The following is a 23,903-nucleotide window of genomic DNA, read 5'->3' as shown; positions in this document are numbered from 1 at the left end:
GTCGACGTGCGCCGACATGGTGGCGGCATTCCGCTCTCGGCAACGGCTACTGACGAACCGTCTTACCGCAGCAGTCCGCTGTCTGCACACCATCAGCAATCAAGTTGGAGGAACCCGTGGCTTGGATCGAAGCGTGCACAGCCGGAGACATCGACGAAGAAGACGTGATGCGGTTCGACCATGGCGGCCGCACCTTCGCCATCTATCGCAGCCCGGACGACGAATATTTCGCCACCGACGGCCTCTGCACGCATGAGAAAGTGCACCTGGCCGATGGGCTGGTGATGGACGACATCATCGAATGCCCGAAGCACAATGGCCGCTTCAACTACAAGACCGGCGACGCAAGAGGCGCGCCGGTCTGCGTCAACCTCAGGACCTATCCGGTCAAGGTCGACGCGGGCAAAGTCCTCATTCAGATCGGATGACTGTGATGACGAAGGGGATGGTCATCATCGGCGCCGGCGAATGCGGCGGACGCGCGGCGCTTGCGCTACGCGATCTCGGCTACGAGGGTCCCGTGACGTTGGTCGGCGACGAGCCGCACCTGCCCTATGAGCGGCCGCCGCTGTCGAAAGAGGCGATGACCGGCGATGCGCTGGCGATCAAGGCGATCACCAGCGAAGAACTGCTGGCCGAGCGATCGATCCGGCATATCCATTCGGTTCAGGCCGTGGCGATCGACCGCGCAGCCCATGTCGTGCGCCTGTCGGACGACTCAGAGCTGCCGTACGACAAACTCCTGCTGGCGACCGGCTCGCTGCCGCGCAAGCTGCCTATGCCGGGCGTCGGCGCGCGCTGCGTGTATCTCAGAACCTTCAACGATGCACTGGCCATCCGTGCTCATCTCAGGTCCGGAAACCGCGTGGCAATCGTCGGTGGCGGCTTCATCGGCCTCGAGCTCGCCGCCTCGGCGCGCAAGCTCGGCGCCACCGTCACCGTCATAGAAGCCCAACCGCGCATCCTGATGCGCGGCGTACCGGCCGAAATCGCCGCGATCATCCACACGCAGCACAAAGCCGAGGGCGTGACGATCCTCGCCGGTCAGGGCATCGCGGCCATTGCCGATGACGGTGCCGAGGTGCGCATTACCCTTGTCGACGGCAAGGAAATCGTCGCCGATCTCGCAGTGATCGGCATCGGCGCCGTGCCGGTGACCGGGCTGGCCGCGGAAGCGGGATTGTCCATCGACAACGGCATCGCCGTCGACGCCGAACTTCGCACCGGCGATCCGGACGTCTTCGCCGCTGGCGATTGCTGTTCGTTCCCGCTTGCCGTCTATGGCGGAAGGCGGGTGCGGCTGGAAGCCTGGCGCAATGCCCAGGAGCAGGGCGCACTGGCGGCTAGGAACATGCTGGGCGCCGGCGAGTTCCATGCCGCTGTGCCCTGGTTCTGGTCGGATCAGTACGGCCTCACTCTGCAGATTGCCGGGCTCTCGGACGAAGGCAGCAGCGTCGTGCGCCGCGACCTCGATGACGGCGCATTCATCCTGTTCCATCTGGCTGGGGACGGCCGCCTGGTCGCGGCAAGCGGCATCGGCCAGGGCAATGTGGTGGCGCGCGACATCAGGCTGTCTGAGATGCTGATAGCAAAAAGAGCCTCCCCTCCGCCCGCACAGCTGCGGTTAGCCGATTTCAAACTCAAAGCGCTATTGTCATGACCGGTCCAGACGACAGGCGCGTTGAGACACCGAAACGCCGCTGCGCTCCCAATCTTTCTGCTGCGCGCCCCAAGTTCGAGCAGATACTGACGCCCGAGGGACACTCCTTCATATGGCGCATCGATGATTACCCATGGGCGCGATCCGTGTGGAATTTTCATCCGGAATACGAAATCCATCTGATCCGGAAGTCGGCAGGAACCGCCTTCGTGGGAGATTACATCGGTGAGTTTCTACCGGGTCAGCTCACCGTTATCGGCGGCGGACTGCCTCACGATTGGATATCGCATATCGAACAGGGCGAAACGATCAGCGGGCGCGACGTGGTGTTGCAATTCGACCCCGAACGGCTGCGGCAAGCGAGCCCATATTTCCCGGAGATCAATGGGCTCGCAGCGTTTCTTTTGACCGCAAAGCGAGGCATCCTTTTCAAAGGCAACGCAGCTCATCTAGGCGGCGAAATGCTCGAAGCGATCGGCTCGGCCAGCGGCATGCTGCGCCTCACCAGGTTCTTCGAACTGCTCAATTTTCTCGCCAATGCCGAGAGCTTCGAGGTACTCTCCTCGCCGGACTTTTTCCCTGACAACGATCCGGCCGCGCTCGACAAGATGCAGAAATCAATCCGCTACATACACGAGCATTTCACGGGTAACGTCTACGTCCCGGAGGTAGCAGGTCTCGTCAACATGTCGGAAAGCACCTTCAGTCGTTTCTTCAAGAAAAACAGTGGCCGCAGCTTCACCGACTATGTCACTAGCCTGCGCGTCGGCAGGGCATGCCGCCTTCTGTCGGAGACAGCGAAGCCAATCGCTGAGATCTGCTTCGAAGTAGGGTATTCCAACCTGTCGAATTTCAACCGGATATTTTTGAATCAGGTCGGAAAGACCCCGTCGGCGTATAGAAAATTGGCGCACAGCAAGTGGCTGGTGCCGGCGTGAGCGAGAGCGACGCCTAGGTCGCCAAGGGGTTCCGGCGACCCGTAGATTAGCACAGGTTTTTCCGTCCCACGGATGACGCCTCCCTCGTCGATATCACAGACATTGGAGGACTGTATCCAATCAGTCGTGTTGGCACGGGTCGTCCAGAAAGCTGCCGCGGCCGCCACAGGGAGGGTGTGACGGCCGCGTCACGCAGGCTACTTGATATAGCCGGCCTCCTTCATGGCGGCGACCGTCGCGGCCTGCGCCTCGGTGAGAGCATCGTCGATTGTCTTGTCACCTGCGAGTGCAGCCGAGAACAGCTGTCCCACAGTCGTGCCGATGCCCTGGTATTCAGCGATAGTGGGGAAGTTGCCGCTTTCATGCGGCACGTCGTCGGTGACTGCGTTCATTGCATCCAGAGTCATCTGCGCAAACGGCGCCGCAGCCAGGTAATCCTTATTCTCGTATAGAGATTTGCGGGTACCGGGTGGAACGTTTGCCCATCCTTCTTTGGCGGCGACGAGTTCAGTGTAGCTCTTGCTGGTCGCCCATGAGATGAACTTCTGGGCGGCGTCGACTTTCTTGGATCCAGCTGGAACGGCGAGCGCCCACGACCACAGCCAGTTGCCGCGGTTGCCGGTCCCGTTCTGATCGGGAGCGATCGAGAAGCCAACCTTGTCGGCTACCTTCGAGTTTTTCGGATCGGAGACGAAGCTGGCGGCGACCGAGGCGTCGATCCACATGCCGCATTTGCCCTGCTGGAACAGCGCGAGGTTCTCGTTGAATCCGTTGGAGACCGCGCCAGTAGGCCCAGCGTCCTTCATCAGGTTGACATAGAAGGTAAGCACATCCTTCCAGCCCTTCTGATCGAACTGGGGTGTCCAGTCGTCGGCAAAATAGTGGGTGCCGAAGGAATGAGCGAGAGCATTGAGAAAGCCCATGTTTTCACCCCAGCCGGCCTTTCCGCGCAGGCAGATGCCGTTCACACCGTTGGCGCGATCCGTAGTCTTGCGCGCGGCATCAGCGACAAAGTCCCAAGTTGGCTTCTCAGGCATCTTCAAGCCGGCCTTCTCGAAGAGATCCTTGCGGTACATGATCAGGGAGCTTTCGGCGTAGAACGGGGCAGCATAAAGCTTGCCGTCAGTTGAAAGCGCCGTCCGGACTGCCGGCAACAGGTCATCGACATCGTAGTCAGCGCCCAGGTTCTCGAGCGGGATCAGCCAGCCGAGCTTGGCCCAGATCGGCGTCTCATAGGTGCCTATCGTCATAATGTCGTACTGGCCACCCTTGGTGGCGATGTCGGTAGTGACACGCTCGCGCAGGACGTTCTCTTCGAGCGTCACCCAGTTCAGCTGGATGTCCGGGTTCTTTTTGGTGAAATCGTCCGTCATCGTCTGCATACGGATCATGTCACCGTTGTTCACGGTGGCGATCGTAATGGTCTCTGCAAGAGCCGTGGATGCCAGGGCAGCGGAAAACAGAGCGCCGAGGGCGCCCTTGATGAAGATTCGCATTTATAACCTCCCTTTGGCAGCGATCAGCTGCGGTTCAAAAGTGCCAGCTGGAGCGGGTTGACCGCTTCCTCCCAGCCTGCACCCAGCCCAAAGCTTATTGACTTTGCCTGATGCTTCTAGCCACCGGTTTGTCAAAAAATGATACTTGTATGCGCTTAGGCGAGGCTGCTACGCGATCCGGAAACACAAAGGGGATCCCGTTGCCGTGAATGTACGGGGCTCATGATGCCTCAGAACTTCAGCTCGCCCGCGGCGAACCGATGAGTGTCAGGAACTCTTCAAACACGTCCTCGTTCACATCAACACCATGCTTCGGCTCAGGATAGGTGCCGTTCTTGACGTCTGCCACGAAGGCGGCAATCGCGCGCACGCGCATTTCCTGAAGTCGTTCGAGCTCGCTTGCAAGATCGGCGTACCGCTTGGCGTGGCGTGGATAATGGCCGGTGTTGGTGCCAAGCACATCGCTGCTGAAAAGGTACTGGGTGTCGCAGACGGAACCGCTGCCCATTCCCTCTGTCAGCATCGACGTGTTTGCAGTGAGAAAGGCTGCAATCTTGACCGGCACGACCTCGACCTCGACGGCCCATGCGCCCGCACTCTCAAGGGTTTTCATCTTGCGGTAGACCTGCATGGCCTCGATCGGTGTCTTGCCGATGGCGCGGTAGTTGGTCCACGTCGACCAGTTGGGTACCAGCCCTACATGGCTGGTGACGGGAATCCCCTCGTTGGCCATCGCTTCGATGACTTTGGGGCTGGCTGTGCAGTAGACAGCATCGGCCCCCAGGGCGAGAACCTCAAAGCCTTTGCGTACCCCAGTCTCCGGTCCAGAGATGGAGCCGTGGGGGATGGCGGCCTGAATGAAGGTGGCCGGTGCCGCCTCTCGAATGAGAGGCAGTTTGGCGTTCACCTCGCAGCTGAAAATATCGATGCCGGCGGCTTCGGCGGCAGCACCCTCACATTCATCATCGACATGCAGCTCGAGCAACTGCCGTTTGCCTTTAAGCTGCAGCAGGTCGTAGACGGATGGCCGTTTCTTCACATTGCCCTCCCGGTTCTCGGCGTTAGTGGCCACTCGTCCTCTGGCTGGGTTAACATCACCAGCGAAATCTGAAACGCTCCGATCTGGTTACCCGGCGATGATCTGGGTCCCGTGATTGTAGGGAACTGGCTTTGCACCGGATGGCAGCTCGCGCTTTACGAAATAGGTTGGGTCCTTCACCTGCCGCCAGATCGCAGGAATGATTTCTTTGTAAGCGACGAAACAGCTGGTGTAGGCTGGTGGACAATCGACCTTGACGGCCTCATGCAGCCTCGGCAAGGCGTGGTAGGGCACCATCGGGAACATGTGATGCTCGACGTGGTAATTCATGTTCCAGTAGATGAACCGGAAGACAGGGTTCATGTATACGGTGCGGCTGTTGAGCCGATGGTCGAGCACATCCTCCGAAAGTCCGGCGTGTTGCGTTAGACCAAAAAAAAGCGTGAAGAAGCCGCCGTAGAAGCTCGGAAGCCCTACATACATCGCGGGCAGGATGCTGTTGGTGTAGACGCATGCGGCAATTACCGCGAAGTAGATCGCCACATAAATACGTGCAACCAGATAGACCTTCCACTGCTCCATTTCGGGAATGAAGGTCTTTTCCCCTTCGGTCAATCGGCCAGCGGCGTGCAACAACAAGTTCTTGAAGGCGGCGAACCCGCGCTTCAGCACCAGCGTGTCCAACAGTATGCCGAAAACATCCGGTGGGCGCGGTACCGCAATTTCCGGATCACGGCCCACAATTATTGTATCGGTATGATGCCGGGTGTGGCTCCACTTCCACACAGTTGGCTCATGCAGCAGCATGAAGCTTGCGATGTGATAAACGACATCGTTCATCCAGCGCGTCTTGAACGCTGTGCCGTGACCGCATTCGTGCCAGCGCGAGTCAGAAGCCGACCCATAGAGCACACCGTATACGACGAAGCAGGGGACCGCCCATAGCGTCCCCCAAGCGAAAAAACCGAGAACGCCGGATACGAACAAGAGCGAGAGCCAGATTATCGTGTCTCTGATCGCCGGACCATCCGTGCGCTTCATCAGTTCCTTCAGATCCTTGCGGGAAATGGGGCAGGCATACCACGTGGCGGCAGACAGTCCGCTCTCGATCGCTGCCCTGGTATCCCTTCCGATAAGGCTGTAGTCACGACGTGTCACTTCAACAGGCACGGCATCCTCCACCGACCAAGCGCAGTGCGCAGCGATTCCAATTTTTGCATATGGGTAGTTGGACCGGGCCGCACCGGGTCCAAGCTTGTTCGTGACAAAAATAGGGACAGCTTGCACTTGACTCTAGGCCGGCCCATTCAAAAGCTGATACTTTTATGCCAGTTAGAGTTTGGCTGACGACGCGATACGGCACACCTCGGGCGGTCGCAATTACGCCACCCTCCTGCTTGGACCTCGCAAATATCCAGGCGCTGCCGAAGCTGTCGCACTACCAAGGACTGTGAACACGGCACCTATCCCGAGATGGTTGATAGCACTATGTGCCGAGCTGTTTTTGAACCGGAAGCTGTCGTTTCCGGTTTCTAGGATATGGCAATGATGGATCAGCCGGTCGGGCAATGTCTGGGACAATGCGTCCATAGAGAGCCTCTTCTCGTCATTGACAAACCGAACGCACGGCCCGCAAGGTTTGCAGGACGAGAGACGCCGCCAGGGCGGATGTGTTCGACTACATTGAGCACTTCGACAACCCTCCACGGAGACACTCGACACTGGGCTGTCTGGGCCCGTGAAGTTCGAGGAATAAGCTATGTTAGCTTAACCTCCTGTCCCAAAAACCGGCAGCAGGCCACAGTTTCGTCAGCATGATCCCACCGGCGGTCCCGCCACACCGGGAATGCATCCATCGGGACCCACCCCCAGTAAAGTGACCGTCTACCCCGCCCAGCCTTGGCTCTGCCTTGACCTGTTCGACGAGATCACCGTGAGTTCGATGACGCCGAAGTCCAAGTCGCCGGCCTGTCTCGCCTTTTTCAGGTTGAAGTATCCCATTTCTACGCTGAGCAAATGAGCTGACTTCCCACGGTGGGCTGCCTTTGCATGTATGCGATTGCAACTCAAGGAGGTCGAGACAACGATGGAAATCGCCTATCTTCTGGATATGGACGGGGTACTTGTACGCGGAGGAACTCCTGTCGAAGGATCAGCCAACTTCGTCGGTGCCCTAGTCGAAAACATGCGGGCCTTTCAGATCTTCACGAACAATTCCCGGTACACGCCGGAGGATCACGCGCACCGACTACGTGGGATGGGATTTCCCGTCGAACCTCACCACATATACACTTCGGCCCTGGCAACGGCGCGGTTTGTCAGCGAACAGCTCCCAGGCGCCTCAGCCTATGCCATCGGCGATCAGGGGTTGATTTCGGCGCTGCAGGCAGCGGGCAGCCGTTTTACGGAACTTTCCCCCGACTATGTCGTGCTCGGGGACGCAGACTCATATCACTACGAGGAGATCACCACAGGCGCGCAGCTTATTTCTGCAGGAGCGCGGTTCATCGCGACCAGTCCGGACCCTGCGGTGCCAGCCGAAAAGGGGCTGCATCCGGCATGCGGGGCGGTTGCTGCCCTGATTGCCAAAGCAACTGGCGTGAAGCCCTATTTCATCGGCAAGCCGAATTCCTTCATGACCAGGTGTGCCCTGGAAAGACTGGGCGTCAGTGCAGAGCAGACTGTGCTGGTCGGTGACAGGATGGACACCGATATTCTTGCCGGCCTCGAATGCGGGATGCGATCCGCACTTGTTCTTACCGGTTCGACGGCACGGGCCGACGTGGCCCGTTTTCCTTTCCGGCCGGATGTGATCGTCGACCGTCTGGCTGATCTCGCCGACCATTTATGGTCCTGACTGCTAGTACTTGCCAGCGCGAAAATTGGTCTAGACCCTACCGCCTCGGTGGAATGGCGGCCTGCCTATACCGGCTGGAAGGCGTGGCTTCGCGAAGCAATGGAACAATTTGAACGGCGCTGGCCGGTCGGCACTTCCGCGCGCACGTGCTACGGGCTTGCACTTTGGCTTGGCAATCGTCGAGGCGATGTCGCAGACCTGCGATGGGACCAGCGCGTAACCCTCCGAGTCCTGATCGATGGTGTCGAGCGTCAATTCGACGGACTTGATAATATACAGGCCAAGAACAAGGGAAGGACCGGCGGCAAGCGCCTTTTCGTTCCGGTAACTCCCATGCTCGCTGAGATTCTCGACGCCGCCGACCGGCGCGGCGAAACCGTCCTGGTCACTCGAATATATTCTGCCTAAATCCAAAAGCGCCCAGCGTGGCAACAGAAACGCTCGACCGGGATCAGCCGTTGATCGAGAACCCGCGCACCAAACAAGGCTTTAGAAGAATTCGGCCTTGAACGGCACCGCGGCTGCACCAAGCGCCGCCGCGTCACCGCCGATTTCGGAAACAATCAGCTTGGCCACCGTGCGCGGAACCCCATACCGGGCGCTGCTGACGCTCTTGCGTCGTGCGATGAACATTTCCGCAAGAGCGGGTGGCACCTGACCACCGAAGACGATCGCCTGTGGGTCGAAGATGTCGACGATAGCGTCGATCAGCCGATTGTAAGCAGGGGTGGCTTCGTCGACCCATTCGGCAGTCCCTGGCCAGTCAGGTTTGAATTCTCGCTGCAATTGGGTAATTGAATGTATATCGATGCCGTTTGCACGCAGTCTCTCGATCAGGAACTGTAGCGCCGGACGGGGCTCATCGCTCTTCAGAATATGGCCGAACTCACCGGCATTGCCATTCCCACCCACCATCAGCTCGCCGTCGCTGATCATTCCGCCGCCGAAGCCAAAGTTGAAGGACAGATAGGCGAAGTGCCTGATGTGGCGGCCGACGCCAAACAGCGCCTCGGCGATGGCGCCGGCGTTGCCCGCCCTGTGTACCCAGACCGGCCTACGGAAGAAATCGGTCAGCATTGGGCCGAGTTCGATCAGCGACCACTGATGCAGCGGCAGTGATGCATTGTAGCGCGTTCCGCCGACATAGTAGCCCGCGATGCCAAAGCCCACACCAAAGCAGCGTTCTTGGTCGAGATCGCGAGCTTGACGCAGATTGGCGATTTTCTCCTGGGCTTCCGCCAGAGCATCATCGACCGGCTGGCCATGCAGGGAAATGCTGCCCTGCCCAAGAACTTCACCTGCCAGATTCATCAGGCAGATGCCCATGACATCGGTATTCACCGAGATGCCGCATGAATAGGCATAGCTGCCGTTCAGCGACAACATCGGGCTCGGTTGACCACGGCCAAGCCCGCTCTTCGGCTCACCAAAGCTAATCACACCGCGCTCACCAAGATGATCAAGGATGCGATGGATGGATTGCTGGGCGAGGTCGCTGCGGGACGTGATTTCGGAGCGCGAAATTCCGGGGTGCAGCCATATCTGGCGTAGGACCCAGCGCTCGTTGGTCGACACAACGTCTCCGTGAGCCGTTCTGAGGAAGCGGTGGGCGATTTGCCCGGTGGGGGAATAGCTCATGGATTGCACGCTACGAGGATCGGGCGCGGAGTTTTACATTCTGGGAGTGAAAAACCTTCACCACAAATACGGGTTCTGCATGCGTCAACGCGGTCGGTCAACCCATTTTCCAACGCTTGAAGCGTCAGGCGTTACCGGCAGGCCAAGTGTTGTCACACTTAAAGTGTCATGTTAATGTCACTCTTAAGGTGTAGTAATAACACGTCCTGCCCATCAAGGGGGCCATAACAAAGGGAGGAATATTCATGAAGCAGCACACGTTAGCGACGGCTGTCGCGGTGGCCATGTTGGGCACCGGAGCGGCCCAAGCGGCCAGTATCGAGTTCTGGTACGGCAACACCGGCAAGCCGGAGGAGGCCGTTCAGGCTGCCTGCGCAGCATTCAACAAGTCACAGGAAAAGGACAAAGTAACCTGCGTCGGCCAAGGCAGCTACGAAGTGGCAATGCAGAAGGCCATCGCCGCCTTCCGCGCCGGCAACGCTCCGGCCCTGCTTCAGGTCTTCGACGCAGGTACGCTTGACATCATGCTGTCGGATGCAGCGGTACCGCTTTCCGAGGCGCTGCCCGACGTCAAGTGGGACGACTATATCAGCGGCGCGCGGTCCTACTATCAGACATCGGACGGTCGGCTGTTCTCCCAGCCCTACAACGCATCGACGCTGGTGTTCTACACCAACAAGACCCTGCTCGAGAAGGCTGGCGTGACCAAGACGCCGGAAACTTGGGAAGAGGTCATCGACGCGGCCCGCAAGCTCAAGGCTTCCGGCGTCAGCTGCCCGTACGGCACCAACGCCGAGCCCTGGATCATCTTCGAGCAGTTCGCCGCCCGTCACGGTGAGCCGATCGCGACCAAGGACAACGGATACGGCGGGTTGGATGCCAAATATGTGTTCAACAAAGGCCTGATCGCCCAGCACATGCAGAACCTGAAAGAGTGGCGCGACGAAGGGTTGGTCCGCCTCGACGTCGACACCAAAGCCGGCAAGTTCGTCTCCGCCTTCACCAGTGGCGAATGCGCGATGATGGAAGGATCCTCGGGCTCCTACACGACAGCGCTCGCCGGTCTCGGAGACAAGTATGAGCTTACAGTAAGTTTGACCCCGATGTACGCAGGACATGAACGCCACAACACCTTGGTGGGTGGCGGTTCGATCTGGCTGATGAAGGGCCACAGCGACGAGGAAAACGCGGCATCAAAAGCGTTCCTGGACTTCCTGCGTCAGCCCGTGCAGCAGCTTGCTTTGACCGAGGCAACCGGCTATGTGCCGGTCACCCAGAGCGCGCTCGATAGCGTGCGGGCAAGCGGCAAGCAGGACCAGCCAGCATTCAAGGCGGCTGCCCTGGGCATTGAGTCCCTCAACAAGCCTGCGACCCCGGCAAGCAGGGGCATCCGGTTGGGCTTCTACACGCAGTTCCGGGCCGGCTGGACCGAAGAAGTCCAGAAGGCGTTCAACGGCGAGCAGACCATGCAGCAAGCGCTCGACAACGCCAAGACCCGCGGTGACGAACTTTTGAATCGCTTCGCGGCGACTTATAGCGGCGCCAAGCTTCCCTGATTGCAAAAATGCGCGGGGAGCGTGCTCCCCGCGCCACCGCAAAGGCTCACCCATGTCTTCCACCCTGTTTTCGGGTCGCTGGACGGCGTTTGCCCTGATGGCGCCGCTCCTGTTGCTTATCCTGATCTTCTTCTATCTGCCGGTCATCAACGCCTTCTACTGGTCCTTCTTTCTCGAGCGGCCGTTCGGTGGAGCGAGCTTCGTTGGACTAGATAATTTCGCCCGCGTCCTTTCGGACCCGGCGTTCTGGGAAAGTCTGCGGAAGACCATCGTCTTCATGATCGTCGCGTCTACGCTTGCCGTCCTCGTCCCATTGGTGCTTGCGCTTGCGGCCGACCGGCATATCCGCCTGTCTTATCCCGCGCGCAACATTCTTGTGTGGCCGAAAGCCGTGGCAGGCGCCTCGATTGGCGTGGTCTTCAACTTCATCTTCAACCCCTTCGTAGGCATCCTGATGCCGCTCAACCATTGGTTTCCGGGAATCTGGAACCCTGGCATCAACGGAACCGATGCATTCATCATGCTGGTCGCCGCCCATATCTGGGGCGGCATTCCGTTCAATTTCGTGATCCTACTTGCCGGCCTTCTGGCCATTCCCGCACCGCTGCAGCAGGCAGCAGCCATGGACGGAGCCGGACCCTGGCGGCGCATCTTCGACATCCAGCTGCCGCTGATCACGCCACAGATCTTCCTGACGCTGGTGCTTGAGTTCACCGACAGCGTGGTGTCGGCCTTCTCGCTGGTCGATACGATGACGAAGGGAGGTCCTGGCGGCGCCACAACTCTTCTCGTTTACAAGATCTATGTCGATGGCTTTCTCGGCTTCGACCTGTCGGGTGCGGCAACACAGACTGTGCTGCTGATGATCTTCATGTTGGCGGTCACCGCGTTCCACTTCCTCTATCTCGAACGCCGCGTGCAGTACGAACGCTGACATGGTCGAAAACGCACGCTCCCTGAACATCGCCGCGACCGTCATTCTCGCTCTCGGGATGCTGTATATCGTCGGTCCGCTTGTGCTCATGCTGATAACAGCCACGCAGTCATACGAGTATGTTCTGAGCCATGGCCTGGCCTATCTGCCGGGCGATCAGCTCGTTGAGAATTTTCGCTCGGTGCTGACTGAGACGGCCATTCCCAGGCAATTGTGGAACAGCGTTGTGGTGGCCCTGTCGGTCGCGACCGGCAAATGCATCCTCTCCTTTGCGGCAGCCTTTGTGCTCGTCTTCTTCGAAATACGCCAACGCTCGCTCATTTTCGCCCTGATATTGTTGACGATCATGCTGCCGATTGAAGTGCGCGTCATCACGACCTATGGCGTTGCGTCGAACATCCTGTCACCGGTCAACACCCTGCTCGACATCACCGGCCTCAACGGGCTTGTTGCCAGGGCCTGGGGCGCGCCGATCCATTTTCAGCTCAGTGTGCTCAATACCTATTTCGGTCTTGCCGCCCCGCTGATCGCGCAAGGAACCGGCGTGTTCCTGTTCCGCCAGTTTTTCCGCACGCTGCCGGCCGACCTGGTCAAGGCGGCAAAGATGGACGGCGCGGTACCACTTCGATTCATGATCGATATTCTGCTGCCGCTCTCGCTGACCCCGTTTGCCAGCCTGTTCGTGCTCGAGTTTCTCTCCGGCTGGACACAGTATCTGTGGCCGCTTGTCGCCAGTTCCAAGGCCGATATGCAGACGGCGGTTGTAGGCCTCGCCCATCTGGTGCCGGACGACGACAGCTTCATTCCGAACTTCCCGATGATCATGGCCGGGGCCGCGCTTGTCGCAGCCATCCCTCTCACGGTGATTGCGCTCCTGCAGCGCTACATGGTCCGCGGCCTCATCCTATCAGAGAAATAATCATGTCTTCTTCTGCAGCCAGTATCAGCCTTTTGGACCTCGCCAAATCCTACGGTCGCCAGGAGGTGATCCCGCCGCTTACGGCAGAGTTGAGATCGGGTGAATTCACCGTGATCCTCGGCCCCTCCGGCTGCGGGAAGTCGACGCTTCTGATGATGATCGCCGGTCTTGAGCGGGTCACTGGCGGCAGTATCCTGTTTGGCGACCGCCCGGTGCAGGATCTGGAACCAAGGTTTCGCGGCTGCGCCATGGTGTTTCAGAACTACGCTCTCTATCCGCATATGAACGTCGCCGACAATATCGGCTACAGTCTGAGGATTGCCGGTGTCGGCAAGGTCGAACGGCAGCGGCGCATCGCGGATGTCGCTGCAATGCTCGGCCTCTCTGATCAACTAGCGAAGCGTCCGGGGCATCTGTCGGGCGGGCAGCGGCAGCGCGTCGCGATCGGCCGGGCGATTGTGCGCGAGCCCAAAGTCCTTCTTTTCGACGAGCCGCTGTCCAACCTCGACGCGCAGTTGCGGCACGATATGCGGATCGAACTGGCGGACCTGCACAAGCGCATAGGCGCCACCAGCGTGTTCGTCACGCATGACCAGGTCGAAGCGCTGACTTTGGCTGACCGGATCATGGTTATGAACCGCGGACGCATCGAGCAGTTCGACACGCCACAGGAAGTCTATCGCAGGCCGGCCTCGGTGTTTGTCGCCAGCTTCATAGGCGCGCCCCCGATGAACCTGATTCCAGTCGACGGAAACGGCGGCAGCCTAAGGCTGTCGAACGGCCAGGAACTGGTGCGATGCGCTTTTTCTGGTTCTGCCCTCCTGGGCGTGCGGCCGGAGAACATCTTGCTGGTCGACGAGGAGCCGTCGGAGAAAGAGCAGGTCTTCTATCTCCCCGTGAGACGGACCGAGGACGTTGGCTCGCACCGGGTCCTGACAGCGGAACTCGCGCCGCAGACTATGCTCCGCATTGCAACGTCCCAAGGCGGACCGTTCGAGACAACCGACGCGGTCCGTATCGCCCTGCCGCGCGACCGCCTCCACCTGTTCGCATCGGATACCGGCCGGGCGATCCCCAACGCCTTCAACAACTGAAAGAGCACGAGTTCATGGATTTGCCTACGCGTTCCTATGCCGACCATATCGCCAACCCAGATCGGGCCTGTGCCATCATCGCCCACCGCGGTGTTTGGCATGAGGCCCCGGAGAACAGTCTGCTGGCAATTTGGAAGGCCATCGCAGTCGGTTGCGAAGTGGTCGAGATCGACGTGCGGCGCAGTGCCGACGGCGAGTTTTTCCTCTTGCACGATGACACGCTCGAACGAATGGCGGGCGTCGATCAGAGGCCTGAGGCGCTGAGACTGCAGGAATTGCGCAGCCTGAATCTGCGCAATCGTGACGGCGGCGCGTCCAATCTCTTGACGAGCGAAAAACTGCCAAGCCTGCAGGAGGTGTTCGATCTCACGCGGGGCCGCATTTTCATTCACCTCGACATCAAGCACAGGCAGATGCTGCCGGAGGTCATGGCCCTCGCCCGCTCGATGGGCGTCGACAGCCAAGTCGATTATTGGGGCGACCTGAAGACGCAAGCAGACCTTGCCTGGATCCGTGAGGCGGTGGAACCGCACGGTGTTCTCTTCATGGCCAAGACCCACCTCGACCATCCGGACGCCGACAGTCACCTCGACCTGTTGTTCAAGCTTTCCCCTGCCCTGTGCGAAATCTACTTCGATCGGCTGGACCAAGTAGCCGCACTCAAGGATAGATGCCGCGATGCCGGCATCGCCCTCTGGTACAACACGCTCGATCCGGTTTCCTGCGCCGGTTTCACCGACACGGCGGCGCTCAAGGATCCGGAAGCGATCTGGGGCCGCCTGATCGACGCGGGTATCTCCGCCATCCAGACTGATCACGCAGAGGTTCTGAAGGCCTTCATCGCCGACCACGCGAAGAGCAAGAAGGCCTTGGCCCTATGAAGCTGCGTGTTTTGATTTTGAAAGACGAATGACCGATGACATTCGACATTCACAAACTCGGAGACGTCCTGCGGGCGGCAGCGAAAGCCGAAATCCTGCCTCGGTTCGGCCGGCTCGGCGAGGGCGATATCCGCACGAAGACCGAGGCGACAGACTTGGTAACCGAGGGTGATGAGGCCGCGGAGCGGTTCTTGAAGCGCGCGCTGGCGGAAAAAATGCCCGAGGCGCTGTTCCTCGGCGAGGAATCGGCGGCCGCTGATCCCGCCTTGCTGGACATGGCGCTTGATGCCGAACTGGCCGTGGTGGTCGATCCCATCGATGGAACGGCCAATTTCGTCGCCGGTATGCCGCTCTTCGGTGTGATGGCCGCGATCATACGGCGCGGTGAGACCGTCGCTGGCGTTATATACGATCCGATGGGTGACGACTGGGTGCTGGCGGAAAAAGGGAGCGGTGCCTTCCTCGTGCGACCGCCGGGCGACAAGCACCGGCTGGATGTTGCCGCTCCCGTCCCACTCCCACAGATGACTGGCTATGTTTCCACCGACTATCTGCCTGCCGAAATCAAACCCAGGGTTCTGGCCAATCTCGCCAAGCCGCGCATGTTCGCCAGCCATCGCTGCGCCGCGCATATGTATCGCGGATTTTCCGGCGGCCATGCGCATTTTATGATGCTCGACAGGCTGACCCCCTGGGATCACCTCGCCGGCGCGCTCATTGCAACCGAAGCCGGGGGCCACATCGCCTGCTTCGACGGATCGCCCTACGACATGACCAAGCGCACGGGTGCCCTACTTGGAGCAACCGACCTCGATAGCTGGGATGTTTTGATGCGTGAGGTTTTTGCGGTCTAACGCTTTTTTGGCACGGGGAGCCACAGATGATCGGATCATTTGATATTGGAAATGGACCTCGCCAAGACGAGCTCTCAAGCTTGGTTGCACAAGAGGTCCAACGCGTCCTGGCTCGGCACGATGAGGTTATGAGGGAACACAATTCAATCTCATCGCGCATGGGGGATGGCAAAATCGCTACTGCCGATCTGCTGTCGCCAAATTGCCACCAAGCTATCCATGACGATTTGAGCGCCCTGGCGTCTGAATTTGTTCACCGGCTGGCGACCGAAGCGGCGCGGCGTTTCGATGAAAGCGTCCGTGAGATGGCTCCTCTCACGACGCGAACCGAGGGCGCACATCAGTGCGCAGACTCAAAGGCGCGAGATCAGCAACGCAATTCCACGCGCATTGAAGACTGGGCGGGTCAGGTTGCAGGGCCAACATATCTGGAAGAACACTTCGGCATACCGCGATCGACATTGCATTGGTGGCAGCGGCACAACGACGTGATCGCATTGCGCAAAGGCGCCCGCAAGCACGTATTTCCGTTGGCTCAATTTGTCGACGGCAGGCCCGCACCAGGGATACGGCAAGTGCTCTCCTTCATTGCCAATCCCAGACTGGCGTGGCTTTGGCTGATCCGCCCTTCGCCTCTTCTCGATGGTCGCATTCCCATAGAAATGCTCAGACAAGACTTGGCTGAAGAAGTCGTTTTGGCTGCGCGAGATTTTACCTCGACATAACGCCAGCTGACGAAACCAGCTGCAAATCAATGCACCGGCAATAGGCTGGCCACTGAGCCTACCCGTGTAGACGCGCGCGCCACTTGAATGGTGTATCTCGCGGCATATGTCCAATTGTGCAGATTGTTCTATTTGTATGGTCTGTACTATTAGTCCAGTATATACTTCGAATTTCGTGACATAACTGCCACTGTTATTACGTATATCGTCGCATTGCGCGCTATACATCTTGAATAAATCACGACGACCGGTAGCGTCAAACTGCGAGGGAGCAGCGCGATGCGCATGGTTTTCTCGATCGTGGGGAATGGGGAGGGGCGCTGTCTTCAGCAGAAATACCCTGGCCCCTTTTTTAATCTTTGGAGTGGAGATCAAAATGAACATCAAGAGCCTTCTTCTCGGCTCCGCTGCGGCTTTGGCCGCGGTCACCGGCGCGCGCGCCGCTGACGCGGTTGTCGTCGCCGAGCCCGAACCGGCCGAATACGTCAAGATCTGCGACGTCTATGGCGCCGGCTACTTCTACATCCCTGGCACTGAAACCTGCCTGCGCATTGGCGGCTATATCCGCTACGACATTCGTGGCGGCGACCTTGGCAGCTTCGACGGCGCCCGAGCGCTCGACCGCGAGGACGGTGGCATCAACGATACTTGGGCCAAGAACGCCCGCTTCAACCTGAAGACCTGGACCGCCCAAGAAACCGAACTCGGCACGTTGAAGACTTACACGGAGACCCGCTTCAATTTCGGTAACACTGCCAAAAGTGGTCTCGGTCCCGACTCCAATGGCGGGGTCGGCGCCTACAACAAGCCGGTCTCGCTGAACTTCGCCTGGATTCAGCTCGGCGGGTTGCGCGTCGGCAAGGACGAATCGGCCTTCAATACGTTCATCGGTTATGCCGGTAGCGTCATCGCCGACACCCTGGTTCCCTTCGGTTCCTTCGACACCAACGTCATCCAGTACTACTTCGACGCCGGCAATGGCTTTACGGCCGTGGTCTCCCTCGAAGAAGGCTCCAAGGCATTCACGATCGACAGCTATGTCCCGCACGTCGTCGGCGGCGTGAAATACAAGCAGGACTGGGGTGCGATCACCGGTGTCGTTTCCTACGACAGCAACTACGAAGAAGTTGCCGGCAAGGTTCGCTTGGACGTAATTGCTACCAGCCAACTGTCGCTCTGGGTGATGGGCGGCTATGGTACGGACAACAACCTGTCGAGCTACCTCGGCAATGGCGGTCGCGGCTTCTACAAGCAGTGGTACGGTCATTGGGCGATCTGGGGCGGCGGCACCTACAAGTTCAACGACAAAACCGCCTTCAATACCCAGATTTCCTATGACCAGGGGAAGAATCTCGCTATCGCGGCGAACGTCGCCTACACCGTTGTACCCGGCTTCACGATCACGGCCGAAGTCGACTACCTCAACGCAGGCAAGTACGGTGCGGCGGATTTCAGCAACTGGACCGGCGCCGATAAGAAGAGCAGCATCGGCGGTGTTCTTCGTTTCCAGCGGTCGTTCTAGACTAGCAGATCGGACACATGAAGTCGCTGTCTGCAGCATTGCGGTTGCGGACACCAGGTTTCGCTGATCCAGCCAGCGTTGGCGAAGCGGAATACCAAACAATGTTCATCGGCGGCGCCTCCCAGAATGCCAAGGTCCGTACTCCCCGGATCGAAGCGTGCCGCCGATGCGAAGGGCGCCCTTGAGCAAGGCGCCCTTCATCCTAGCCATACCCGATATGTGATTCCGCCCGATTGGCGATGCAAGAGGAGGAGCACCGGATCTGGAACCTGGCCACGTGGGCTGGCGTAATCCCGTGCCCGATTTGCTGGACGTGTTTCAGGCAACTGGTCGGCGGGAGCAAGTCGGCTGCAGCACAACATTCAACGCGCCACTAAGGAGGCACTCAGTTCGGCTTCACCTTCCGCGGCGCTGTTCGGACTTGTAAAGTCCTTGGGCGGCAGCTTTGTCACCCAGTCTGGCGACGCTACGCGGCGCGCCGCTTGGCGCGGGAAACTGCGTACCTCGATGATGCTTGGACCGGCCGGTCGTCATGCGCGAGCCAGTTCGTTCGGACGGTAGTCCAGTGCCTTGGCCGCGGCCATGACGTCCGCGCGGATCGTATCGCTGACGACGCCGTATCCACCGAGTACACGAGAGGCTGTCGCTTTCGACACTTTTGCCACGCGGGCGACGTCGCTGACTGTTATCGACTGGGCCTTGGGCGCGGTTCTTTTCATCAGACGACCACCACCTTGTACCGGTGCGGTTCCTCGAGCGGGTCGGCGAGTGCGTAGTTGAGAATGCCCACAGGGTGATAGATGATGGCGATGGTCGAGAATGCTTGACCGTTCGCTTGAGCAGAACGGGCTGCGTGCAGCCTGCGCTATGCAGGCAGCAACCAGCGGAAACGCGGACACTATTTTGCTGGGTGTGGATAGCCAAACGCCCCTTCCCACTCGCAAGCAGCGGCCGCTGACTTCGCTCCATGCAGGAGAGATGCCTCAATGGCAGCTCCCTGGATTGTGGCGGAAAGGAAGCCCGCTGTGAACGCGTCGCCTGCCCCCATTGTGTCGACCACATTGGCTTGCACGATCCCTTGGCGGAAAGTGGATGTGCCGTCGCTGAAGACAGCGCCGCGTACGCCTTGGGTAACGCAGACCATCCGTGCGCCGAGGGAATGCACGTCTCGGATGAACGCCTCTGTCTCTAGGTCATTCATGTCAGCACCCGAAAAGAAGGCCGTCGTCACGAGCGGACAGATCGAGGCTAGGTAGTCTCTCTCGCGACCGGTCGAAAAATCGAAGGAAACGTTCTCGGCGTGCGGGCGTATCCGGGGCAACTCTGGCTCAAAGTAGCTGAAGCGCGACGAGTGGACGTTTCCGAGCCGCTTAATCAGGGACAGATCGGGTTCATCCATCCGCAGCGCGAGACGTTTTCGCACGCCACCGTGGTTGGATCCGACGAACATACGATCGCCGTCCACGAGAGTGACTTTGGCTTTGCCCGTTTCGCCCCGAACGTAACGCATATAATCGTCGGAGAGGCCCTCGGCGGCCAGGCAGGATTGAATGTGCCTGCCTTCCTCGTCGTCCGCCAGAATTCCGAGATAGACCGTATTTGCCAGTCCGAACCTTCGAGCGAGAACGGCCACGTTGAGCGCATTTCCACCCGGATAGTAGACGCCCTGGTCGAGATAGTGGTCCACGACATTGTCGCCGATGCCGACCAAGCCGCGTTCGCGGTAAGAGTTCGAAGTCATTTTGATGCCTATGACGAAGAGAAAGAAAAAGGCGGAACCGCGGTGGGTTCCGCCTCCCTTTGTTCCTAGTATTCCATCTTCCACATGAAGCGACGAACAGTCAGCGGATGGCCCTTGGCTTCTGACAGCTTGTCCGCGTAAACCCGCAGGACGGGCGAGAAAACCAGAGGTGCAAGGTACTCAGACACTGTTCCAGGCAGCGAGCTAACCCCGAGATCCTCCGCGTCCAAAACAGTCACGCGCTTACTGTATTTCTGCACGAAGGTAAGCGCGCGCTCATCCATCGGACGGGATGGTCCCACGCCAAGAAGCTGGATGAATGGCACGTCGAAGTCTGTGATCTCGAACGGCCCGTGGAAGTATTCGCCGGCGTGAATCGCTGCTGAGTGAACCCACTGCATTTCTTGCAAAAGGCAAATGGCGAAAGAGTAGGCCGGGCCGTAATTCGCTCCCGAGGCCATCGTATAAATGACAGCCTCACGTTTGTGGGCCTCTGCAAATTCAGCGACCTTTCCAAGATGCTGCGAGACGAGGTTGTCCACTAAAGCAGGCAGCGCCGCCAGGCCCTTGTCGAGATCATCGACCTTGGTGTTGCCTTCACGAATTTTGAGAATGCCAAAAGTCAGTCTCGCCAACACTGCGGCCTGGTGTATCGGCGACATGGTCATGGGCGAGAAAAAATAGGAGACGGTAAATTCGGAAGCTTGATCGAGAGGGCTGCCAAGGTCATGCGTCAGCGAGATCGTCAACGCACCCGCGGCGCGCGCGATTTCGACGGCTTCGACCGTTTCGGGGGTCGTGCCCGAATGAGAAAGGGTAATGACGATCGAATTCTTGCCGAGGCGTTTCGGTGCCCGCGCCTTGAACTCGGCCGCATTAAGGGCGTTGCCGATGATGGCCTTTGCCTCGCGCTCCACGATGTACTGGTTGGGGAGCATTTGGGCATAGGAGCCGCCACAGGCAACGAAGAAGATGTCAGTGACATTTTCCCGAGCCGCCACGGCATTCAACGCATTCGCAATTTGCGTGTCGGTTTGTTCGGCAGTCATGTCGAGTCCTTACTTGTTTTGACGAGGTTAAAGGCGCGCATTTGCGCTATGTAAACCGCGCTATCTGGGCGCGCGGGATCTCGAAAGCTGACCGATCACGATCAGCAGTATCGAAACGGTGACGAGACAGGTGGAGATCGCGGCGATCGTCGGATCGACCTGATCCCGTAGTGAATTGAACATCTTGCGATTCAGGGTGGCACCCGATCCTGTCGAGATGAACATTGCCACCACGACTTCATCGAAAGACGAGAAGAAGGAAAACAACATCGCCGATACTATTGAGAATCTTATCTGTGGCAGGGTAACGGTAACGAAAGCGTATAACCGGGTCGCGCCAAGGCTGCGGGCCGCTTGCTCCTGGTTCATGTCGTAGGAGGCGAACCCCGACGTCATGACAATCATGACGAACGGCAGCGCCATGGCAGCGTGCATGAGAGTCAGGCCGAGGGTCGTGTTTACGAGGCCGAGACGCGCAAAGACGAATAGAGAACCAACGGCAAGAAGGATGACGGGGATAGCGATCGGTAGAGCGAACAAGCCCCACAGCGCGGTCTTGAAGCGTATCCTGCCAACCCAGAGGGCATACGCAGCGGCCGTTCCGATGATCGTGGCGGATAACATGCTGAGGATGGCAACGGTGACCGAAATCAATGTTGCGCGCATCCACGCCGGCGACGTGAAGTAGCTCTCGTACCACCGAAGAGAGAAGTGCTCGGGCGGGAACTCCAGAAATTCCGATCCCGAGAACGACATCGGGATAACAATCAAGGTGGGCGCTACAAGAAACGCTATCGCGAAGATGGTGATGATGTACAGCCAGAGGCGCTGCAGATGGGTGACCTGCGTCAGTGACGCGGGTTGAAGCAACCATTTCATTGGAACATCCCCTGTCCGGCTCTTCTGCCGACGTAGGTCGCCACGAGGATCAGTAGAATGGTGATCACTAGCAGCACGATTCCGAGCGAACTGGCAGCGCCCCAGTTCGTATAGAGGCGTACAGTTGCATCGATGCGCATCGCAGCCATGATCACCCTGCCACCGCCCAGCACCGCTGGGGTGACGTAGAAGCCCAGGCACAGAACGAACACCATCAGGATGCCTGCGAGGAACCCGGGTAACGAAAGCGGGAAGAAGACGTCGCGAAAGGCCCGTGCGGGTGTGGCGCCGAGGTTAGAGGCGGCGGCGATCAAATTTTGGTCTATCGCTTTCATCGAGGAGAAAAGGGGCAGGACCAGGAAGGGCAACATAATCTGCACCATGCCAATAATGGCACCCGTCACGTTGTGACTTAACTCCAGCGGCTCCTTGATCAGCCCAAGCCCAATCAGGCCATTGTTTATGAGGCCGTGGTCCTGCAGCAAAACGAGCCACGCGTATGTCCGGACGAGTACCGGGGTCCAGAAGGGCAAGAGGACGAAGAGCAATGCCCAATTCTGCAGACGCTCCGGCAGATGCGCTAAAATGAACGCCAGCGGATAGCCAATCGCAGCCACCATGATTGTGGTGAGAAGCGAGATCCGGAAGGTGATGTTAAAGACCTCGCCATAGACCGGAGTCGTCCAAAGTCTCACGTAATTTTCGAGGCTGAAGGAGCCGTCCTCTCCAACAAAGGAAAGGTAGAGCATGACTCCAATCGGCAAGAGGATAGCGCACGCGAGGAGAGCAATGCCTGGCACGAGAAGGGCCTCAAGACTGAGGCGTTCCCGCCTGTCGGCCTTTCGAAGCACTTCACGGTTTAAGCCGCTCGACTGCGTAGGGGTGATGCTCGTAGACATGTCAACGCCCCCTGTCGTCGCTTACGACCCGGCTCTCGCTCTTGTGCAGGCTGAGAACGATCGGACTGCCGACTGCAGGCAGGTCCGAATTGCTTGCTTCGTTGAGATGGCGTCGAACCGTTATCAACTCTCCCCCAGCGAGGCGGACGAATGCCAGGCTGCTTTCGCCCTGGAAAAGGACACGCTCCAACGAGCCGTCAAAGTAATTGCGGTCCGGCCGCCTTTGGTCGGCGTTTCCAACCTCTAGTTTCTCCGGCCTAACGACCAGAAGGCCAGTTGTTTGCCCCGCCGTGCTGTCGGCGACATCGAGCAACTGTTCGCGATAGTAGGGCGCGCCATCTCGGATCGAGACGCTGAGCAACGTGGACTCGCCGATGAAGTCGGCGATGAATGCGGTTTTCGGGGCATTGTAGAGGGTTGCAGGGGTATCTATCTGCGCGATCTTGCCGTCGCGCAGGACCGCGACACGGTCAGACATCGTCAGGGCCTCTCGCTGGTCATGGGTGACGAGAACCGTGGTCAATCCCAATCGTTCATGCATACTGCGCAGCTCGACCTGCATCGTTTCGCGCAAATTTTTATCGAGCGCCGAAAGTGGCTCGTCCATAAGCAAGATCTGGGGCTTGAAGACGATCGCTCGGGCCAGGGCCACGCGTTGCTTCTGTCCGCCGGACAGTTGGGATATCCGGCGCGATTGGTAGCCAGAGAGCTGCACCGTAGCGAGAACTTCATCCACCGCGGCCTCGATCCTCTCTTTGGACCATTTCCGAATTTTCAGGGGATAGGCAATGTTGGACGACACACTCATGTGCGGAAACAAAGCGTAGTTCTGGAACATCATCCCGATGCCCCGCTCATGAGGGGCTTTGGCGATGACTTCTTCGTCGCCAAATTTCACCGAGCCGGACTCGGGCCGCACAAATCCTGCCAGCACCATCAGAAGCGTCGTCTTGCCCGACCCCGACGGGCCGAGCAGCGTCATGAACTCCCCGCTCTTGATATCAATGTCGATATCCTTGAGAGCCACGACAGCGCCGTACGATTTGCTCACAGAGCGTATAGTGATAGGTAGAGATTTCGCCGCTGCGTTACCGTTACTTGCTTCTACTTCCATAATCTCGTTCCAAGATTCTGACGTGCTGTAAGAGCAGATGAGAAGTGGCCGACGGATCCTTGGTCCGCCATCCGTCGGCCACTTCGGGCCGCAGCCATGGGAGGAGGA

General features: G+C 58.9%; 22 protein-coding genes and 3 pseudogenes. 14 read left to right on the top strand and 11 right to left on the bottom strand.

What is annotated here, in order from left to right; genetic code table 11:
• Positions 1–116: 116 nt before the first annotated feature.
• The 3 genes from ACWGTO_RS26370 to ACWGTO_RS26360 are packed head-to-tail and all read left to right on the top strand — an operon-like array spanning position 117 to position 2,598.
• A complete protein-coding gene (locus ACWGTO_RS26370; RefSeq protein ID WP_454577722.1) occupies positions 117–428 on the top strand; it encodes a MocE family 2Fe-2S type ferredoxin in 312 nt (103 codons plus the stop codon).
• Entirely contained in the window at positions 425–1,660 is a 1,236-nt protein-coding gene (locus ACWGTO_RS26365) for an NAD(P)/FAD-dependent oxidoreductase (protein ID WP_454577721.1), read from the top strand. Before ACWGTO_RS26370 ends, ACWGTO_RS26365 begins: the two co-directional genes overlap by 4 nt.
• Positions 1,657–2,598, top strand: coding sequence for an AraC family transcriptional regulator (locus tag ACWGTO_RS26360; protein WP_454577720.1), 942 nt, complete (start codon positions 1,657–1,659; stop codon positions 2,596–2,598). Before ACWGTO_RS26365 ends, ACWGTO_RS26360 begins: the two co-directional genes overlap by 4 nt.
• A gap of 197 nt (positions 2,599–2,795) precedes the next feature.
• Here the strand turns inward: ACWGTO_RS26360 and ACWGTO_RS26355 are convergent, their stop codons facing one another.
• The 4 genes and pseudogenes from ACWGTO_RS26355 to ACWGTO_RS26340 form a co-directional block, all read right to left on the bottom strand.
• Entirely contained in the window at positions 2,796–4,094 is a 1,299-nt protein-coding gene (locus tag ACWGTO_RS26355) for an ABC transporter substrate-binding protein (RefSeq protein ID WP_454577719.1), read from the bottom strand.
• 238 nt (positions 4,095–4,332) lie between these two features.
• Positions 4,333–5,166 (bottom strand): 3-methyl-2-oxobutanoate hydroxymethyltransferase, encoded by an 834-nt coding sequence (locus ACWGTO_RS26350; RefSeq protein ID WP_454577718.1) that lies wholly within the window; start codon positions 5,164–5,166, stop codon positions 4,333–4,335.
• A gap of 54 nt (positions 5,167–5,220) precedes the next feature.
• The gene (locus tag ACWGTO_RS26345; RefSeq protein ID WP_454577717.1) at positions 5,221–6,303 is read right to left on the bottom strand and encodes a fatty acid desaturase family protein; all 1,083 of its coding nucleotides are present in this window, start codon (positions 6,301–6,303) and stop codon (positions 5,221–5,223) included.
• A gap of 210 nt (positions 6,304–6,513) precedes the next feature.
• Positions 6,514–6,702, bottom strand: a pseudogene (locus ACWGTO_RS26340) (ATP-binding protein); the annotation flags it as partial.
• Here ACWGTO_RS26340 and ACWGTO_RS26335 point away from each other — a divergent pair.
• The 3 genes and pseudogenes from ACWGTO_RS26335 to ACWGTO_RS26325 form a co-directional block, all read left to right on the top strand.
• Positions 6,686–6,875: pseudogene (locus ACWGTO_RS26335) on the top strand (IS3 family transposase); the annotation flags it as partial. The pseudogenes ACWGTO_RS26340 and ACWGTO_RS26335 overlap by 17 nt on opposite strands.
• Positions 6,876–7,219: 344 nt before the next feature.
• The gene (locus tag ACWGTO_RS26330; RefSeq protein ID WP_454577716.1) at positions 7,220–7,990 is read left to right on the top strand and encodes an HAD-IIA family hydrolase; all 771 of its coding nucleotides are present in this window, start codon (positions 7,220–7,222) and stop codon (positions 7,988–7,990) included.
• A gap of 99 nt (positions 7,991–8,089) precedes the next feature.
• Positions 8,090–8,398 carry a hypothetical protein gene (locus tag ACWGTO_RS26325; protein ID WP_454577715.1) on the top strand — a complete coding sequence of 103 codons (309 nt, stop codon included), beginning with the start codon at positions 8,090–8,092 and terminating at the stop codon, positions 8,396–8,398.
• An 81-nt stretch (positions 8,399–8,479) separates the two neighbouring features.
• Here the strand turns inward: ACWGTO_RS26325 and ACWGTO_RS26320 are convergent, their stop codons facing one another.
• Positions 8,480–9,628 carry an ROK family transcriptional regulator gene (locus tag ACWGTO_RS26320; RefSeq protein WP_454577714.1) on the bottom strand — a complete coding sequence of 383 codons (1,149 nt, stop codon included), beginning with the start codon at positions 9,626–9,628 and terminating at the stop codon, positions 8,480–8,482.
• Positions 9,629–9,873: 245 nt separating this feature from the next.
• Here ACWGTO_RS26320 and ACWGTO_RS26315 point away from each other — a divergent pair, with 245 nt between their 5' ends.
• The 8 genes from ACWGTO_RS26315 (at position 9,874) to ACWGTO_RS26280 (ending at position 18,113) form a co-directional block, all read left to right on the top strand.
• Entirely contained in the window at positions 9,874–11,184 is a 1,311-nt protein-coding gene (locus ACWGTO_RS26315) for an extracellular solute-binding protein (RefSeq protein ID WP_454577713.1), read from the top strand.
• Positions 11,185–11,236: 52 nt separating this feature from the next.
• Positions 11,237–12,118 (top strand): carbohydrate ABC transporter permease, encoded by an 882-nt coding sequence (locus tag ACWGTO_RS26310; RefSeq protein ID WP_454577712.1) that lies wholly within the window; start codon positions 11,237–11,239, stop codon positions 12,116–12,118.
• A 1-nt stretch (position 12,119) separates the two neighbouring features.
• The gene (locus ACWGTO_RS26305; RefSeq protein ID WP_454577711.1) at positions 12,120–13,037 is read left to right on the top strand and encodes an ABC transporter permease subunit; all 918 of its coding nucleotides are present in this window, start codon (positions 12,120–12,122) and stop codon (positions 13,035–13,037) included.
• Positions 13,038–13,039: 2 nt separating this feature from the next.
• Positions 13,040–14,131 (top strand): ABC transporter ATP-binding protein, encoded by a 1,092-nt coding sequence (locus tag ACWGTO_RS26300; protein ID WP_454577710.1) that lies wholly within the window; start codon positions 13,040–13,042, stop codon positions 14,129–14,131.
• Positions 14,132–14,145: 14 nt separating this feature from the next.
• A complete protein-coding gene (locus ACWGTO_RS26295) occupies positions 14,146–15,012 on the top strand; it encodes a glycerophosphodiester phosphodiesterase family protein (RefSeq protein WP_454577709.1) in 867 nt (288 codons plus the stop codon).
• A gap of 35 nt (positions 15,013–15,047) precedes the next feature.
• Complete coding sequence (locus tag ACWGTO_RS26290) at positions 15,048–15,866, top strand: inositol monophosphatase family protein (RefSeq protein ID WP_454577708.1); 819 nt, start codon at positions 15,048–15,050, stop codon at positions 15,864–15,866.
• A gap of 26 nt (positions 15,867–15,892) precedes the next feature.
• Positions 15,893–16,591: an antitoxin Xre/MbcA/ParS-like domain-containing protein gene (locus ACWGTO_RS26285; RefSeq protein ID WP_454577707.1), complete on the top strand. Its 699-nt coding sequence runs from the start codon at positions 15,893–15,895 to the stop codon at positions 16,589–16,591.
• Between the two features lie 376 nt (positions 16,592–16,967).
• Positions 16,968–18,113, top strand: a complete 1,146-nt coding sequence (locus ACWGTO_RS26280; protein ID WP_454577706.1) for a porin — start codon at positions 16,968–16,970, stop codon at positions 18,111–18,113.
• Positions 18,114–18,629: 516 nt separating this feature from the next.
• On the opposite strand, the pseudogene ACWGTO_RS26275 reads toward ACWGTO_RS26280, so the two are convergent.
• The 6 genes and pseudogenes from ACWGTO_RS26275 to ACWGTO_RS26250 form a co-directional block, all read right to left on the bottom strand.
• A pseudogene (locus tag ACWGTO_RS26275) lies at positions 18,630–18,832 on the bottom strand (LacI family DNA-binding transcriptional regulator); the annotation flags it as partial.
• Positions 18,833–19,011: 179 nt separating this feature from the next.
• Entirely contained in the window at positions 19,012–19,938 is a 927-nt protein-coding gene (locus ACWGTO_RS26270) for a PfkB family carbohydrate kinase (RefSeq protein ID WP_454577705.1), read from the bottom strand.
• Complete coding sequence (locus tag ACWGTO_RS26265; RefSeq protein ID WP_454577704.1) at positions 19,920–20,903, bottom strand: SIS domain-containing protein; 984 nt, start codon at positions 20,901–20,903, stop codon at positions 19,920–19,922. Before ACWGTO_RS26265 ends, ACWGTO_RS26270 begins: the two co-directional genes overlap by 19 nt.
• Before the next feature lie 60 nt (positions 20,904–20,963).
• On the bottom strand, positions 20,964–21,782 hold the full coding sequence (locus ACWGTO_RS26260; protein WP_454577703.1) for an ABC transporter permease: 819 nt from the start codon (positions 21,780–21,782) through the stop codon (positions 20,964–20,966).
• Complete coding sequence (locus tag ACWGTO_RS26255) at positions 21,779–22,681, bottom strand: ABC transporter permease (RefSeq protein WP_454577702.1); 903 nt, start codon at positions 22,679–22,681, stop codon at positions 21,779–21,781. The genes ACWGTO_RS26260 and ACWGTO_RS26255 overlap by 4 nt, the downstream gene beginning before the upstream one ends.
• Position 22,682: 1 nt before the next feature.
• On the bottom strand, positions 22,683–23,795 hold the full coding sequence (locus tag ACWGTO_RS26250) for an ABC transporter ATP-binding protein (protein WP_454577701.1): 1,113 nt from the start codon (positions 23,793–23,795) through the stop codon (positions 22,683–22,685).
• Between the last annotated feature and the right edge of the window lie 108 nt (positions 23,796–23,903).

This window comes from Mesorhizobium sp. PL10 (genome assembly GCF_053714315.1).
The sequence above is the reverse complement of the archived record's forward strand: the minus strand, read 5'-3'. Positions and strand labels throughout refer to the sequence as shown.

Excerpts from the sequence above, each read along its gene's own strand:
- ACWGTO_RS26325 (WP_454577715.1), top strand. The coding sequence starts at position 8,090 with ATGGAACAATTTGAACGGCGCTGGCCGGTCGGCACTTCCGCGCGCACG.
- ACWGTO_RS26310 (WP_454577712.1), top strand. The coding sequence starts at position 11,237 with ATGTCTTCCACCCTGTTTTCGGGTCGCTGGACGGCGTTTGCCCTGATG.
- ACWGTO_RS26355 (WP_454577719.1), bottom strand. The coding sequence starts at position 4,094 with ATGCGAATCTTCATCAAGGGCGCCCTCGGCGCTCTGTTTTCCGCTGCC.
- ACWGTO_RS26290 (WP_454577708.1), top strand. The coding sequence starts at position 15,048 with ATGACATTCGACATTCACAAACTCGGAGACGTCCTGCGGGCGGCAGCG.
- ACWGTO_RS26260 (WP_454577703.1), bottom strand. The coding sequence starts at position 21,782 with ATGAAATGGTTGCTTCAACCCGCGTCACTGACGCAGGTCACCCATCTG.
- ACWGTO_RS26320 (WP_454577714.1), bottom strand. The coding sequence starts at position 9,628 with ATGAGCTATTCCCCCACCGGGCAAATCGCCCACCGCTTCCTCAGAACG.
- ACWGTO_RS26365 (WP_454577721.1), top strand. The coding sequence starts at position 425 with ATGACTGTGATGACGAAGGGGATGGTCATCATCGGCGCCGGCGAATGC.
- ACWGTO_RS26255 (WP_454577702.1), bottom strand. The coding sequence starts at position 22,681 with ATGTCTACGAGCATCACCCCTACGCAGTCGAGCGGCTTAAACCGTGAA.
- ACWGTO_RS26315 (WP_454577713.1), top strand. The coding sequence starts at position 9,874 with ATGAAGCAGCACACGTTAGCGACGGCTGTCGCGGTGGCCATGTTGGGC.
- ACWGTO_RS26295 (WP_454577709.1), top strand. The coding sequence starts at position 14,146 with ATGGATTTGCCTACGCGTTCCTATGCCGACCATATCGCCAACCCAGAT.
- ACWGTO_RS26300 (WP_454577710.1), top strand. The coding sequence starts at position 13,040 with ATGTCTTCTTCTGCAGCCAGTATCAGCCTTTTGGACCTCGCCAAATCC.
- ACWGTO_RS26305 (WP_454577711.1), top strand. The coding sequence starts at position 12,120 with ATGGTCGAAAACGCACGCTCCCTGAACATCGCCGCGACCGTCATTCTC.
- ACWGTO_RS26265 (WP_454577704.1), bottom strand. The coding sequence starts at position 20,903 with ATGACTGCCGAACAAACCGACACGCAAATTGCGAATGCGTTGAATGCC.
- ACWGTO_RS26330 (WP_454577716.1), top strand. The coding sequence starts at position 7,220 with ATGGAAATCGCCTATCTTCTGGATATGGACGGGGTACTTGTACGCGGA.
- ACWGTO_RS26285 (WP_454577707.1), top strand. The coding sequence starts at position 15,893 with ATGATCGGATCATTTGATATTGGAAATGGACCTCGCCAAGACGAGCTC.
- ACWGTO_RS26360 (WP_454577720.1), top strand. The coding sequence starts at position 1,657 with ATGACCGGTCCAGACGACAGGCGCGTTGAGACACCGAAACGCCGCTGC.
- ACWGTO_RS26280 (WP_454577706.1), top strand. The coding sequence starts at position 16,968 with ATGAACATCAAGAGCCTTCTTCTCGGCTCCGCTGCGGCTTTGGCCGCG.
- ACWGTO_RS26250 (WP_454577701.1), bottom strand. The coding sequence starts at position 23,795 with ATGGAAGTAGAAGCAAGTAACGGTAACGCAGCGGCGAAATCTCTACCT.